Genomic DNA, 12,314 nt, shown 5'->3' with positions numbered 1-12,314 from the left:
AAACCGCTCTCCCCCCGCTACGGCTCCATCAGCCGCATATTCTTGCTTTCAAAACGCAGCCAGACCTTCTTGCGCGTATCCAGGCTCAGCCGGTGCATGCCCGGCCCGGCGTAGCCGGCGTACACCAGCAGGCCGGCCGCGGATTCTCCGCGTATCGGCACATCCTCGGTTTCCAGGTGCTGGCCCGGCACCAGCTCCAGCTCCCACACCTTGAGATCCGCCGGGTAATCGCGCAGCAACTGCTCGCGCTGTTCAAACCACTTGGCCGCCGGCAGCCCCAGCAACAGCTTGTATAGCTCCGGGTCCTTGGCGGCGACGAAATCCACCGCCAACGGCGTGTCGTCGTTGGCCATGCTGACCACGTCCAGCGTGGCCGCCTGCAATTTGACCGAAGGGCCGAAGCCCAGCGACGAGCATCCGCCCACGCCCAGCGCCAAACAGCAGCACAGCCCAGCCAGATACCCGTTGCGCATCCGCATCACCCAAACGCCATTATCCATTGCAAATAATATTGGCAAAAAAATGTCGATAGTTCTATAGGAATTGTTAAGCCATGGTCATTGAAAAATGCAAATTGCAAGCATTTGTCAGCAAATAAGGCTTCCATGCAGCGGCCATGGCCGGCTTCAATGGAAAAGAGCGACCAGGCCCGGCCGGGCAACAATGGTCTGACAATCATGCAATCACGCCAAAGCGGACCGGATACGCGGCCCGCAGCCGGCGTCGTTAGCTTCCCAACCGATCGAGGTCTGTTATGGCAGAGAGCACACAGCACAAGCTGGACCGGATTCGTCCGCCGCGCGTGCAAATCACATATGACGTGGAAATCGGCAACGCCCTGGAAAAACGGGAGCTGCCGCTGGTGGTAGGCATCATGGCGGACCTGGCGGGCAAGCAGGAGCAGCCGCTGCCCAAGCTGAGCGAACGCCGCTTCGTGGAAATAGACCGCGACAACTTCAACGCGGTGCTGGCCTCTCTGGCGCCGCGCGTCACCGCCCAGGTAGACAACGCGCTGTCCGACGACGGCAGCAAGCTCAACGTGGAGCTGAAGTTCAATCACTTCGACGATTTCGACCCGGTCAACATCGTCAAGCAAGTCACCCCGCTGCGCCGGCTGTACGAGGCGCGCCAAAAACTGCGCGACCTGCTGACCAAGCTGGACGGCAACGACGAACTGGACAAGCTGTTGCAGGACGTGGTGGCCAACACCGAGGAACTGCAAAAGATCAAGAGCGCCCGCCCCGAGGCCCCGGCCGCGGCAGAAGCCGCCCCGGCGCCGGACGCGCCGCCGGCCGCCTGACGCCCCGCTCGACCACCTGATACCGGAGACACCTCATGGCCAAGACCCAAGCCGAAGCCCCCAGCGGCGACGCCGCCTCGCTGTCGCTGCTGGACCGCATCATCCAGGAAGGCCGCATGGCCCACGACGACATCCAGCAGGAATACGCCAAGGACCTGCTGTCCGAATTCGCCACCCAAGTGCTTGACGAAGGCATGGCCATCGACAAAGACACCGTGGCGATGATCAACCACCGCATCGCCATCATCGACCAATTGCTGAGCAAGCAGCTCAACAACATCCTGCACCACCCGGACGTGCAGAAGATGGAAGCCTCCTGGCGCGGCCTGCACTTCCTGGTGATGAACACCGAAACCAGCACCCGCCTGAAGCTGCGCCTGCTCAACGCCACCAAGGACGAACTGCAGAACGACCTGGAAAAGGCGGTGGAATTCGACCAGAGCGCGCTGTTCAAGAAGATTTACGAGGAAGAATACGGCACCTTTGGCGGCCACCCCATCAGCCTGCTGATCGGCGATTACGAGTTTGGCCGCCATCCGCAAGACGTGGCGCTGCTGGAAAAGCTGTCCAATGTGGCCGCCGCCGCGCACGCGCCGCTGATCTCCGCCGCCAGCCCGCGCCTGTTCGACATGAGCAGCTTCACCGAACTGGCGGTGCCGCGCGACCTGGCCAAGGCCTTTGAAAGCGCCGAACTGATTAAATGGCGCTCCTTCCGCGCCAGCGAGGATTCCCGCTACGTCAGCCTGGTGCTGCCGCACATCCTGCTGCGCCTGCCCTACGGCCCGGACACCAAGCCCACCGAAGGCATGAACTACGTGGAAGACGTCAACGGCACCGACCATAGCAAATACCTGTGGGGCAACGCCGCCTACGCGCTGGGCCAGCGCATCACCGACGCCTTCGCCAAATACGGCTGGTGCGCGGCCATCCGCGGCGTGGAAGGCGGCGGCGCGGTGGAAGGCCTGCCGGCCCACACCTTCGGCACCGTGTCCGGCGACATCGCGCTCAAATGCCCCACCGAGATCGCCATCACCGACCGCCGCGAGAAAGAGCTGGACGGACTGGGCTTCATCGCGCTGTGCCACAAGAAAAACACCGATCTGGCGGTGTTCTTCGGCGGCCAGAGCGCCAACCAGCCCAAGGTCTACAACACCAACGCCGCCAACGCCAACGCCCGCATCTCCGCGATGCTGCCCTATGTGCTGGCCGCCTCGCGCTTCGCTCACTACATCAAGGTGATCATGCGCGACAAGATCGGCAGCTTCCTGACCCGCGACAACGTGGAAACCTATCTGAACAACTGGATAGCGGACTACGTGCTGGTCAACGACAACGCGCCGCAGGAAGTGAAGGCCCAGTACCCGCTGCGCGAAGCACGGGTGGACGTGACCGAAGTGCCGGGCAAGCCCGGCGCCTACCGCGCCACCGTCTTCCTGCGCCCGCACTTCCAGCTGGAAGAGCTGACCGCGTCCATCCGCCTGGTGGCTGAGCTGCCGCCGCCGGCCGCCGCCTGACGCCACACCAAGGGCCCGCCGCGCGGCGGGCCTGAACCAATACCCTCCAAGGAGCAAGCAAAGCAATGGACGCCATCATTCTGGACCTGGGCAGCGACATCAAGGGCGAGTGCAAGCTGGAAGGCTACACCGACAAGATCGAAGTGCTGTCCTACAGCCACAACGTGGCCATGCAGGTGACCAACGATGTCAGCAACACCGAACGCACCTCCGGCAAGCCGCATATCGGCGAATTCAGCCTGACCAAGTTCACCGACAAATCCACGCCGGAACTCAACGCCTACTGCTGCCAGGGCAAGAACATCCCCGAGGTCAAGATCACCATAGGCCGCAACGCCGCCGACAGCAGCGGCAAGATCCTGCCCTACATCGTCTACACCCTGACCAACGCCATCCTGTCCAACGTCAGCGTAAGCGGCGGCACCGGCGGCAAGCCGGTGGAAAACCTCTCGCTCAACTTCACCAAGATCAAGTGGGAGCTGACCACCCAGAAAGACACCGGCGCCAAGGACGGCAACGCCGCCGCGGTGTGGGACCTGGCCGCCAACAAGTACTCCAAGTAAACCATGCGCCAGCCCGCCCAGTTCCGCCCGGGTCTGTTCGAACTGCTGGCCGACGCCGAACCGCGCCAGCGGCTGGAGGCCGAGCCGCTGCTGCGGGTGGACCGCCGCCGGCTGCAGGAATCGGTGCGGGCGGAACTGGCGCGGCTGCTGTCCAGCCGCCGCGCCGAACAGCCCTACCTGCCCGAACTCAGCGTCATCGACTACGGCGTGGCGGACTGGAGCGCGCTGCACCCTGAACGCGCCGAAGACCGCCAGCGCCTGGCGCGCGAGATCCGCCAGGCGATACGCAGCTTCGAACCCCGGCTGGCCGCGCCGCGCGTCAGCGTGGACACCGTGCCGGGCCGCGGCCTGCTCCTTAGCGTGCGCATAGACGGCGAACTCCAGGCCGAGGGCAGCCGCTGGCCGGCCGCCTTCGTCGCCGAACTGGACCCGTCCGGCGCGCGGCTGACCGCCTGCGAGGACGCCGGCTGATGGAATCGCTGGACCCGCGCCTGCTGGACTACTACCAACGCGAACTCGCCTACCTGCGCCACGCCGGCGGCGAATTCGCCCACCGCTACCCCAAGGTGGCCCACCGCCTGCAACTGAGCGACGGCGAATGCCCGGACCCGCAAGTGGAACGGCTGCTGGAAGGCTTCGCCCTGCTGTGCGCGCGGCTGCAACGCCGGCTGGACGACGACTACTCAGAACTCACCGACGCGCTGCTGGAACAGCTCTACCCGCACGCGCTGCGGCCCATGCCCTCCTGCGCCATCGCCCGCTTCGAGCCGGACCCGGACAAGGGCAAGCTGGACGCCGGCTACCGCATCGAGCGCGGCACCCCGCTGTTCGTGGCCACCACCGCCGGCGACAGCCTGCGCTTTCGCACCAGCGCCGCCGTCACCCTGTGGCCGCTGCGGCTCGCCGCCGCCAGCCTGCTGACCGAGGACGAAGCCCAGGCCGCCAGCGGCCTGGCCCAGGCCCGCGCCGCCCTGGTGCTGCGGCTGGAAAAACTGGGGCCGGAGCCGCTGGGCGCGCTGCCGCTGAACAGCCTGCGCATCCACCTGGCCGGCTCCCCGCTCAACGCCGCCGCGCTCTACGACCTGCTGTCCGCCCACAGCCTGCAAATCAGCTGCCGGCTGCCGGAGCGGCCCGGCCTCGCGCCCTCCATCCGCCCCGGCGCGCTGCCGCGCGCCTGCGGCTTCGGCGCCGACGAAGCGCTGCTGCCGGCCGAGGACGGCGTGCACCCGGCGCACGCGCTGCTGGCGGAATACTTCGCCTGCCCGGAAAAATTCGCCTTCTTCGACCTGCCGCTCAGCCTGCCGCGCCAGGCTGAGCGGCAGCTGGAAATCGTCATCGCCTTCGAACGCGCGCCGACCGGCCGCCTGGGCATCCAGCACGGCGACATCGCGCTGGGCTGCGCGCCGGTGATCAATCTGTTTCCGCACACCTCGGAGCCGCTGCGCCCGGACGGCAGCCGCAGCGAATACCTGCTGGTGGCCGACGCCCACCGCGACCACAGCGTGGAAATCCACTCCATCCGCCAGCTGCGCGCCGCCGGCCCGGACGGCGCGCGCCGCATCGCCCCCTACTTCGCCTGCAGCCACGGCGAAGGCGGCGACGGCCGCTACTGGCACGCGCGCCGCGTGCGCGGCCTCAACCGCCTGCGCCCCGGCAGCGACATGCTGCTCACCCTGGTGGACGCCGATTTCGACCCGCTGGCCGCCAGCGAACTCAGCCTCACCGCCGAACTGCTGTGCACCAACCGCCACCTGGCCGAGCAACTGCCGGCCGGCGCGCCGCTGATGTTCGAACTGCCCGGCCCGGTGGGCCAGGCGCGGCTGCTGCGCCCGCCGCGGCCGCAAACCGAAGCCGCGCTGGACGGCGCCTCGCGCTGGAAACTGGTGTCCCAGCTCAGCCTCAACCACCTGTCGCTGAGCGAAGGCCCGCAAGCGCTGGCCGCGCTGCGCGAAATGCTGGCGCTGCACAATCTGGGCGAACAGCCGGCCGCGCGCCGCCAGATCGAAGGCATCGCCGCGCTCGGCAGCGAACGCATCGTCGACCATGTCGGCGCCGACGCCTGGCGCGGCTGGCGCAACGGCCTGCTGCTGACGCTGGAGCTGGACCCGACCTGCTTCGCCGGCGGCAGCCGCGTGCTGTTCGCCGCCGTGCTCGCCCACTTCTTCGCCCTCTACGCCCACGCCAACCGCTTCGTGCGCACCCGACTCGTCCACCAGCAACAGGAGATCCAGACATGGCAGCCGCCGCCCGGCCCCAGCCTGGTTCTGTAGCCGAACGGCTGCTGACGCGGCCGCAGGGCTTTGAATTCGCCCAAGCGGTGATGCTGCTGGAACGGCTGACGCCGCAAGCCGCGCCGCTGGGCCAGGGCGCGGACCCGGCGCGCGAGGCGCTGCGGCTGCGCGGCCCGCTGCTGCCCGCCTTCGCCGCCAGCGAACTGAGCGCGCTGGAACCGGGCGCGCTGGGCGGCGACGCGCGGGACGGCCAGCCGGCGCTCGATGTCGAATCCTTCGGCCTGGGCGGCCCGGACGGCCCGCTGCCCTACGCCTATCAGGAATGGCTGCAACAACGCCGCCAGGACAAAGACCACGCGCCGGCGGAATTCCTGCAACTGTTCCAGCACCGGCTGCTGGCCCTGCTCTACCGCGCCCAGCGCAAATACCGGCTGGCGCCCAGCTTCGCCGCGCCGCGGCTCAGCCCGGCGCGGCCGCTGCTGCTCAGCCTGTGCGGCCTGCTGCCCGCCGGCCTGCAACAACGCCAGGCGGTGCCGGACGCCGCGCTGCTGGCCCGCGCCGCCCTGCTGGCGGACCGCCGCCGCTCGCTGGCCGGCTTCGCCGCCTTGGCCAGCCGCCACCTGGCCGCGCCGGTGCAGGCCAGCCCCTACGCCGGCGGCTGGCGCGAGATCCCGCCGGCCAGCCGCACCCGCATCGGCCCCAACGGCCGCAACGCCGCGCTGGGCCAGGGCGCGCTGACCGGCCGCCGCGCCTGGGACGAACACGCTGGCATCCGCCTGATCGTGGGCCCGCTGGACCCGGCCGGCTACCGCGCCTTCCTGCCCGGCGGCGAACGCCACCGCGCGTTGGCCGCGCTGGCGGACTTCTACTTCGGCCCGGACCTGGACATCCAGCTCAGCCTGCTGTGGCAAGCGCCAGCCGCCGCGCTCAAGCTGCAAGCCCGCGCCGCGCCGCGGCTGAGCTGGGACAGCTGGCTGGGCGGCCCCGGCGGAGCGCGACAGCTGGACACCCGGCTGCAACGGCCGCCCCCGGCCGGCGAGGACCCGGCATGAGCGCCGAACTGTCCGAACTGGTGGCCCGCCTCAACCCCAGCTGCCGCAAGGCGCTGGAGCTGGCCGCCCAGCGCTGCCTGCAGCAAAGCCACTACTACGTGGAAATCGAACACGTGCTGCTGGAGCTGCTGGAACTGCCCAACGGCGACCTGCCGCTGCTGCTGCCCAAGCTGGGCCTGAGCACAGACCAACTGAGCGCGGAGCTGCGCCGCAGCCTGGACCAGTTCAAGCGCGGCGAAACCCGCGCCCCGGCCTTCTCCAGCCACACCGTGGCCTGGCTCAAGGAAGCGCTGCTGCTGGCCACGCTGCGCCAGCAGGCCAGCATCCGCTCCGGCCTGCTGCTGCTCACCCTGCTGGAGCGCGACGAACTGCGCAATCTGCTGCTGATCGGCGCGCCCTGCCTGCTGCGCGCGCCGCGCCAGCCCCTGAGCGAACAACTGGACGCCTGGGCCGCCGCCTCGCGCGAAGCCCCGTCCGCCGCCGCGGCGGAACCCGCCGGCGCGCTGGCGCGCTTCACCCACGACCTGGTGGCCGACGCCCGCGCCGGCCGCATCGACCCCATCGTGGGCCGCGACGGCGAAATCCGCCAATGCCTGGACATCCTGCTGCGCCGCCGCCAGAACAACCCCATCCTGGTGGGCGCGCCCGGCGTGGGCAAAACCGCGGTGGCGGAAGGCCTGGCGCTGCGCATCGCCCATGAGGAAGTGCCGCCGGCGCTGGCCGGCGTCGGCCTGCTGGCGCTGGACCTGGGCCTGCTGCAAGCCGGCGCCGGGCTCAAGGGCGAATTCGAACAAAGGCTGCAAAGCGTGATGGACGACATCCGCGCCGCCGCCCGGCCCATCATCCTGTTCATCGACGAAGCCCACACCCTGGTGGGCGCCGGCGCGGCCGAGGGCCACAGCGACGCCGCCAACCTGCTCAAGCCGGCGCTGGCGCGCGGCGAACTGCGCACCGTGGCCGCCACCACCTGGCAGGAATACAAGAAATACTTCGAGCGCGACCCGGCGCTGGCGCGGCGCTTCCAGCCGGTGCAAGTGGAAGAACCGGACGAAGACAGCGCCGTGGCCATGCTGCGCGGCGTCGCCGCCCGGCTGGAACAGCACCACGGCGTGCGCATCCTGGACGCCGCCATCCACGACGCGGTCAAACTGTCCCACCGCTACATCTCCGGCCGCCAGCTGCCGGACAAGGCCATCAGCGTGCTGGACACCGCCTGCGCCCGCGTGGCGCTGGCCCAGCACGACCAGCCGCCGCAGCTGGAAAACCTGCGCCACCGCCAGGCCATGCTGGACGAGGAACTGGAGCGGCTGCTGAACGAACAGGCCACCGGCCTGGACCACGCCGCCCGCATCGCCGCGCTGCGCCAAGACAGCGCGCGCCAGCTGCAAGCCATGCGCGAACTGACCGTGCGCTGGCAGGACGAGCTGCGCGCGGTGCGCGAAATCCTGCGCACCCGCCAGCAACTGCTGGACTTCCTGGCCAGCGAACCCGAGCTGCCCGCCGGCGAACCGCCGCTGCTGCTGGAAGAAGCCGAAGACGGGACCGCGACCGCCGACGAGGACGAAGCCGCGGACCCGGCGCTGCGGCTGGCGGAACAACTGGCGCGGCTGGAAGCCGGCCTGGACGCGCTGCGCCAGGACGACCCGCTGGTGCCGGAACATGTGGACTCCAAGGCGGTGGCCGCCGTCATCGCCGGCTGGACCGGCATCCCGGTGGGCAAGATGCTGGCCGACGAAGCCTACGCCATCCGCACCCTGGCCCAGCGCATGGGCCAGCGCGTGATCGGCCAGCCGGCCGCGCTGGGCAAGATCGCCCAACGCATCCAGGCCTACCGCGCCGGCCTGACCGACCCCGGCAAACCGGTGGGCGTGTTCCTGCTGCTCGGCCCCACCGGCGTGGGCAAGACCGAAACTGCCTACGCGCTGGCCGACGCGCTCTACGGAGGCGAACGCAATCTGATCGTGGTCAACCTTGCGGAATACCAGGAAGCCCACAGCGTCAGCCAGCTCAAGGGCGCGCCGCCCGGCTATGTCGGCTACGGCCAGGGCGGCGTGCTGACCGAGGCGGTACGCCGCAAGCCCTACAGCGTGGTGCTGCTGGACGAAATCGAAAAAGCCCACCCGGACGTGCTGGAAGCCTTCTACAACCTGTTCGACAAGGGAGTCATGGAAGACGGCACCGGCCTGACGGTGGACTTCAACAACACCATCATCCTGGCCACCAGCAATGTGGGGGCGGAGCTATTGCAAACCACGCCAGGCGAACAACTCGCCACCCAGCTGTTCGACGAGCGCCTGCGCAAGACGCTGTTACAAACCTTCCGCCCCGCCTTCCTCGCCCGCATGACCGTGGTGCCCTACCCGCCGCTGGCGGAACGAACATTGGAAAACATCGTGATCAACAAGCTGGAAAAACTCCAGGCCCGCTATAAGGCGGCAACAGGGAAACAATTCGATTTCGATCCGGCCATTGTGAAAGCGGTTTTGGCTAAATGCAGCTCTGCCGGCGCGCGGGATATCGAGAACGTGTTGATGGCACAGGTGACGGGGAAGTTGGCGGAGTGGGTGTTGGAGTGAGCGCCACACCAAATTACGTTAATGAGCCATATATTTAAAACCTAATCCAAGTAAGGAGCACCCAATGATATTATCTGGCGGCAAAAAAAATAAGTTCCATCAATATGAAGAGGACATATCACTAGTAATAGTTACACGATGTTATGTGCTCCTGTTCGAAAAAATTGATGATGACGACGGAATTATATATTTCGGTGTAAAATCGGACACATGGAAAGAATACCCAGGAATGCCTTGTCTATTTGGTGGGCGACAAAATATAAGAGAAAACGACAAACAGACAATAATTAGAGAACTAAAAGAAGAAAGTAAGGGAACGTTTGTGATGACCGCTAGCGCAAATTTATTCCGCTCTTTTTCAAACTATAAATTTTATTGGGCCTTCCACTCTCACGGCCCCATAGGCGACTTACATGCAGGCCCAGGTGATGAACTGAAGGACATAATTGGAGTTTCTGCTCTGCATCTCAAAAAATACGCGAAAAACAGAAATACCTTGGCCGAACATCTAATTTCTTTAACAGGAGGCAAAACCACGAGCGGAGGGGCCAAGAATTTTCTTAACAGTCATACGCTGGAAGCCATTCAGTATTGGCTTACAAACATTTTCCCCACTATTTGCCCAGGCATAAAAGTTTGGCCATAACTCTTCAATTATCAACTTTAATTCTGTCGCTGCTTAATTTTTGGTGACCTTATATGTCGAACCAGACACGACCACCTATCAAATAACCCGGAAGGAGATAACCGATTTATTTGTTGACATCCTTACATTTGCACCCCCTCTTATTACCCGGGTTGATTTGGAAAACGAACAAATAAGAAAGTGGCAAATTTATTTAATTACACACTAGTTTACCAAAAATAAATCTACCTTTTCACTGTCAAGGTGTGCTCGCCACGCCCAGCGGATCAAGGGATATCAAGAATGTACCGATATCACAGATGACAGGGCCGTAGGCTGGGCTGAATGCAATGAAGCCCGACATTTACTACTCGCCATCCAAAAGCGACTTAACGTTGGGCTTGCCCCTTCACCCATAAAATGAACGCAACTCACTAAACCACCATGCCCCGCCCCTCCGACAAAACCACCCCGCTCTCGCTGAGCACCTCCGCGCTGAAAGAGCTGTACCCGGACAGCCTGTCCGGCGACGAGGCGCTGAACGCGCTGGGCAGCTTCACCCTGGCCGGCTTCAGCGACAGCGCGCTGACGCTGGACAAAGCGGTGGCCTCCCACCTGACGCTGAGCCTGCGCCGCGACGACGACACCCGGCCGCTAGACGGCCTGTGCGCGGCGATACGCCAGCTGCCGGGCGACGCCACCGCGGACCACTACAGCGTAACGCTACGGCCCTGGCTGTGGTGGCTGAGCCTGGCCGGCAACAACCGCATCTTCCAGAACCAGAGCGTGCCGGACATCGTAAAAGCGGTGTTCGCCGGCCACGGCTTCAGCGATTACCAGCTGAAACTGGATGCGACTTACCCCAAGCGCGAGTACTGCGTGCAATTTGGCGAAAGCGATCTCAATTTTGTGATGCGGCTGCTGGAAGACGCCGGCATCTTCTGGTTCTTCACCCACGCCGACGGCAAGCACACCCTGGTGCTGGCGGACGGCAACAGCCATTTCCCGGACTGCCCCAATAACGCCAAAATCCCCTACCTGGGCCAGGACCTGGGCGGGCGCGAGCTGGAAGGCGTGCGCAGCGCCGGCATCAGCCGCCAGGCGGTGGCCGGCGGCTACCGCGCCGGCGATTACGAATTCACCACCGCCAGCGCCTCGCTGTACGCGCAGGCGCTGGCCAAATCCGACCTGCCCAATCTCTACCAATACCCGGGCGGCTACGCCAAGAAGGCCGACGGCGACGCGCTGGCCAAGCAGCGCAGCGACGGCCTGCGCGCCGAGGAAGTGGAACTGGTGGGCGACAGCGACTGCCGCTGGCTGATTCCCGGCCACTGCTTCACCCTGAGCGGCCACCCGGACCCAGCCTGCAATATCGCCTGGGTAATAACCCGCGTCAGCCACGAGGCCGGCCAGCAGCATTACCGCAACCGCTTCGCCGCCATCCCCAAGGCCACCCCCTACCGCCCGCCGCGGCTCACCCCCAAGCCGGTGATGCACCCGCAGGTGGCCAAGGTGGTGGGCAAGGCCGGCGAGGAGATCTGGACCGATAAATACGGCCGCGTCAAAGTGCAATTCCCCTGGGACCGCGACGGCAAGGACGACGAATCCAGCTCCTGCTGGCTGCGGGTGATGCAGCCGTGGAGCGGCAAGGGCTTTGGCATGCAGTTCATCCCGCGCATCGGCCAGGAGGTGATTGTCAGCTTCATCGACGGCGACCCGGACAAGCCGCTGGTCAGCGGCTGCGTCTACAACGGCGACAACGCGCTGCCCTACGAACTGCCGGCCAAGCAGGCGCAGTCCGGCCTCAAGACCAACTCGACAAAAGGCGGCGGCGGCTTCAACGAATTGCGCTTCGACGACAGCAAAGACAAGGAGGAAGTGTTCTTCCAGGCCCAGAAGAACTACACAGTGAAAGTGCTCAACGACGTGGCCGCCGACGTGGGCCACGATGAAACCCTGGTGGTGAAGAACGAGCGCAAGCGCAGCGTCACCGAGGGCAACGACAGCCTCAGCGTGGACAAGGGCAACCGCACGGTGGAAGTGAAAACCGGCAATGAAACCCTCAACGTCAAGGGCAAGCGCACCGTCAAGGTGGAGGGCGACCAGAGCCACAGCACCGGCGGCAATCACGAACACAAGGTCAGCGGCAACTACACGCTGACCGTGGACGGCAACCTCACCATCAAGGTCAGCGGCACCCTCACCCTGCAAAGCGGCGGCGCCTTCACCGCCAAGAGCGACGCCGCCTACACCGCCCAGGCCGGCACCAGTCTTACCAACAAGGCCGGCACCGGACTCACCAACCAGGCGGGCACCGAGCTGACCAATAAAGCCGGCACCACGCTGACCAACGACGCCGGGGTGTCGCTAACCAACAAGGCCAGCGCCAGCCAGACGGTGGACGGCGGCGGCATGCTCACCCTCAAGGGCGGGCTGATCCAGCAGAACTGATG

At 65.7% G+C, this 12,314-nt stretch carries 10 protein-coding genes; 9 read left to right on the top strand and 1 reads right to left on the bottom strand.

The window, feature by feature from the left end; genetic code table 11:
* Positions 1 to 17: 17 nt before the first annotated feature.
* Positions 18 to 473, bottom strand: coding sequence for a hypothetical protein (locus BR71_RS05160; protein WP_043590131.1), 456 nt, complete (start codon positions 471 to 473; stop codon positions 18 to 20).
* Between the two features lie 281 nt (positions 474 to 754).
* On the opposite strand from BR71_RS05160, the gene tssB reads away from it, so the two are divergent.
* From tssB to BR71_RS05120, 9 genes are all read left to right on the top strand, one after another.
* On the top strand, positions 755 to 1,300 hold the full coding sequence (gene tssB, locus BR71_RS05155) for a type VI secretion system contractile sheath small subunit (protein ID WP_019103272.1): 546 nt from the start codon (positions 755 to 757) through the stop codon (positions 1,298 to 1,300).
* Between the two features lie 35 nt (positions 1,301 to 1,335).
* Positions 1,336 to 2,814 carry a type VI secretion system contractile sheath large subunit gene (tssC, locus tag BR71_RS05150; protein ID WP_019103271.1) on the top strand — a complete coding sequence of 493 codons (1,479 nt, stop codon included), beginning with the start codon at positions 1,336 to 1,338 and terminating at the stop codon, positions 2,812 to 2,814.
* A gap of 65 nt (positions 2,815 to 2,879) precedes the next feature.
* A complete protein-coding gene (locus tag BR71_RS05145) occupies positions 2,880 to 3,377 on the top strand; it encodes an Hcp family type VI secretion system effector (protein WP_019103270.1) in 498 nt (165 codons plus the stop codon).
* Positions 3,378 to 3,380: 3 nt separating this feature from the next.
* Positions 3,381 to 3,848: a type VI secretion system baseplate subunit TssE gene (tssE, locus tag BR71_RS05140; RefSeq protein WP_081862554.1), complete on the top strand. Its 468-nt coding sequence runs from the start codon at positions 3,381 to 3,383 to the stop codon at positions 3,846 to 3,848.
* Positions 3,848 to 5,647, top strand: coding sequence for a type VI secretion system baseplate subunit TssF (tssF, locus tag BR71_RS05135; protein WP_208854837.1), 1,800 nt, complete (start codon positions 3,848 to 3,850; stop codon positions 5,645 to 5,647). The genes tssE and tssF overlap by 1 nt, the downstream gene beginning before the upstream one ends.
* Positions 5,611 to 6,660 carry a type VI secretion system baseplate subunit TssG gene (gene tssG / locus BR71_RS05130; RefSeq protein WP_043633490.1) on the top strand — a complete coding sequence of 350 codons (1,050 nt, stop codon included), beginning with the start codon at positions 5,611 to 5,613 and terminating at the stop codon, positions 6,658 to 6,660. Before tssF ends, tssG begins: the two co-directional genes overlap by 37 nt.
* The gene (gene tssH / locus BR71_RS05125) at positions 6,657 to 9,236 is read left to right on the top strand and encodes a type VI secretion system ATPase TssH (RefSeq protein WP_043633487.1); all 2,580 of its coding nucleotides are present in this window, start codon (positions 6,657 to 6,659) and stop codon (positions 9,234 to 9,236) included. The genes tssG and tssH overlap by 4 nt, the downstream gene beginning before the upstream one ends.
* Positions 9,237 to 9,300: 64 nt before the next feature.
* Positions 9,301 to 9,882 (top strand): NUDIX hydrolase, encoded by a 582-nt coding sequence (locus BR71_RS24040; protein ID WP_156038824.1) that lies wholly within the window; start codon positions 9,301 to 9,303, stop codon positions 9,880 to 9,882.
* A gap of 423 nt (positions 9,883 to 10,305) precedes the next feature.
* A complete protein-coding gene (locus BR71_RS05120; protein WP_043633485.1) occupies positions 10,306 to 12,312 on the top strand; it encodes a type VI secretion system Vgr family protein in 2,007 nt (668 codons plus the stop codon).
* The last annotated feature ends 2 nt before the right edge of the window (positions 12,313 to 12,314 follow it).

Source organism: Chromobacterium haemolyticum DSM 19808 (assembly GCF_000711885.1).
GTDB lineage: Bacteria > Pseudomonadota > Gammaproteobacteria > Burkholderiales > Chromobacteriaceae > Chromobacterium > Chromobacterium haemolyticum.
The sequence above is the reverse complement of the archived record's forward strand: the minus strand, read 5'-3'. Positions and strand labels throughout refer to the sequence as shown.

What these genes read in the sequence shown, in the direction of transcription:
- BR71_RS24040 (WP_156038824.1), top strand. Translation starts at nt 9,301, where the DNA reads ATGATATTATCTGGCGGCAAAAAAAATAAGTTCCATCAATATGAAGAG.
- tssF (WP_208854837.1), top strand. Translation starts at nt 3,848, where the DNA reads ATGGAATCGCTGGACCCGCGCCTGCTGGACTACTACCAACGCGAACTC.
- tssH (WP_043633487.1), top strand. Translation starts at nt 6,657, where the DNA reads ATGAGCGCCGAACTGTCCGAACTGGTGGCCCGCCTCAACCCCAGCTGC.
- tssC (WP_019103271.1), top strand. Translation starts at nt 1,336, where the DNA reads ATGGCCAAGACCCAAGCCGAAGCCCCCAGCGGCGACGCCGCCTCGCTG.
- tssE (WP_081862554.1), top strand. Translation starts at nt 3,381, where the DNA reads ATGCGCCAGCCCGCCCAGTTCCGCCCGGGTCTGTTCGAACTGCTGGCC.
- BR71_RS05160 (WP_043590131.1), bottom strand. Translation starts at nt 473, where the DNA reads ATGCGCAACGGGTATCTGGCTGGGCTGTGCTGCTGTTTGGCGCTGGGC.
- BR71_RS05145 (WP_019103270.1), top strand. Translation starts at nt 2,880, where the DNA reads ATGGACGCCATCATTCTGGACCTGGGCAGCGACATCAAGGGCGAGTGC.
- tssG (WP_043633490.1), top strand. Translation starts at nt 5,611, where the DNA reads ATGGCAGCCGCCGCCCGGCCCCAGCCTGGTTCTGTAGCCGAACGGCTG.
- tssB (WP_019103272.1), top strand. Translation starts at nt 755, where the DNA reads ATGGCAGAGAGCACACAGCACAAGCTGGACCGGATTCGTCCGCCGCGC.
- BR71_RS05120 (WP_043633485.1), top strand. Translation starts at nt 10,306, where the DNA reads ATGCCCCGCCCCTCCGACAAAACCACCCCGCTCTCGCTGAGCACCTCC.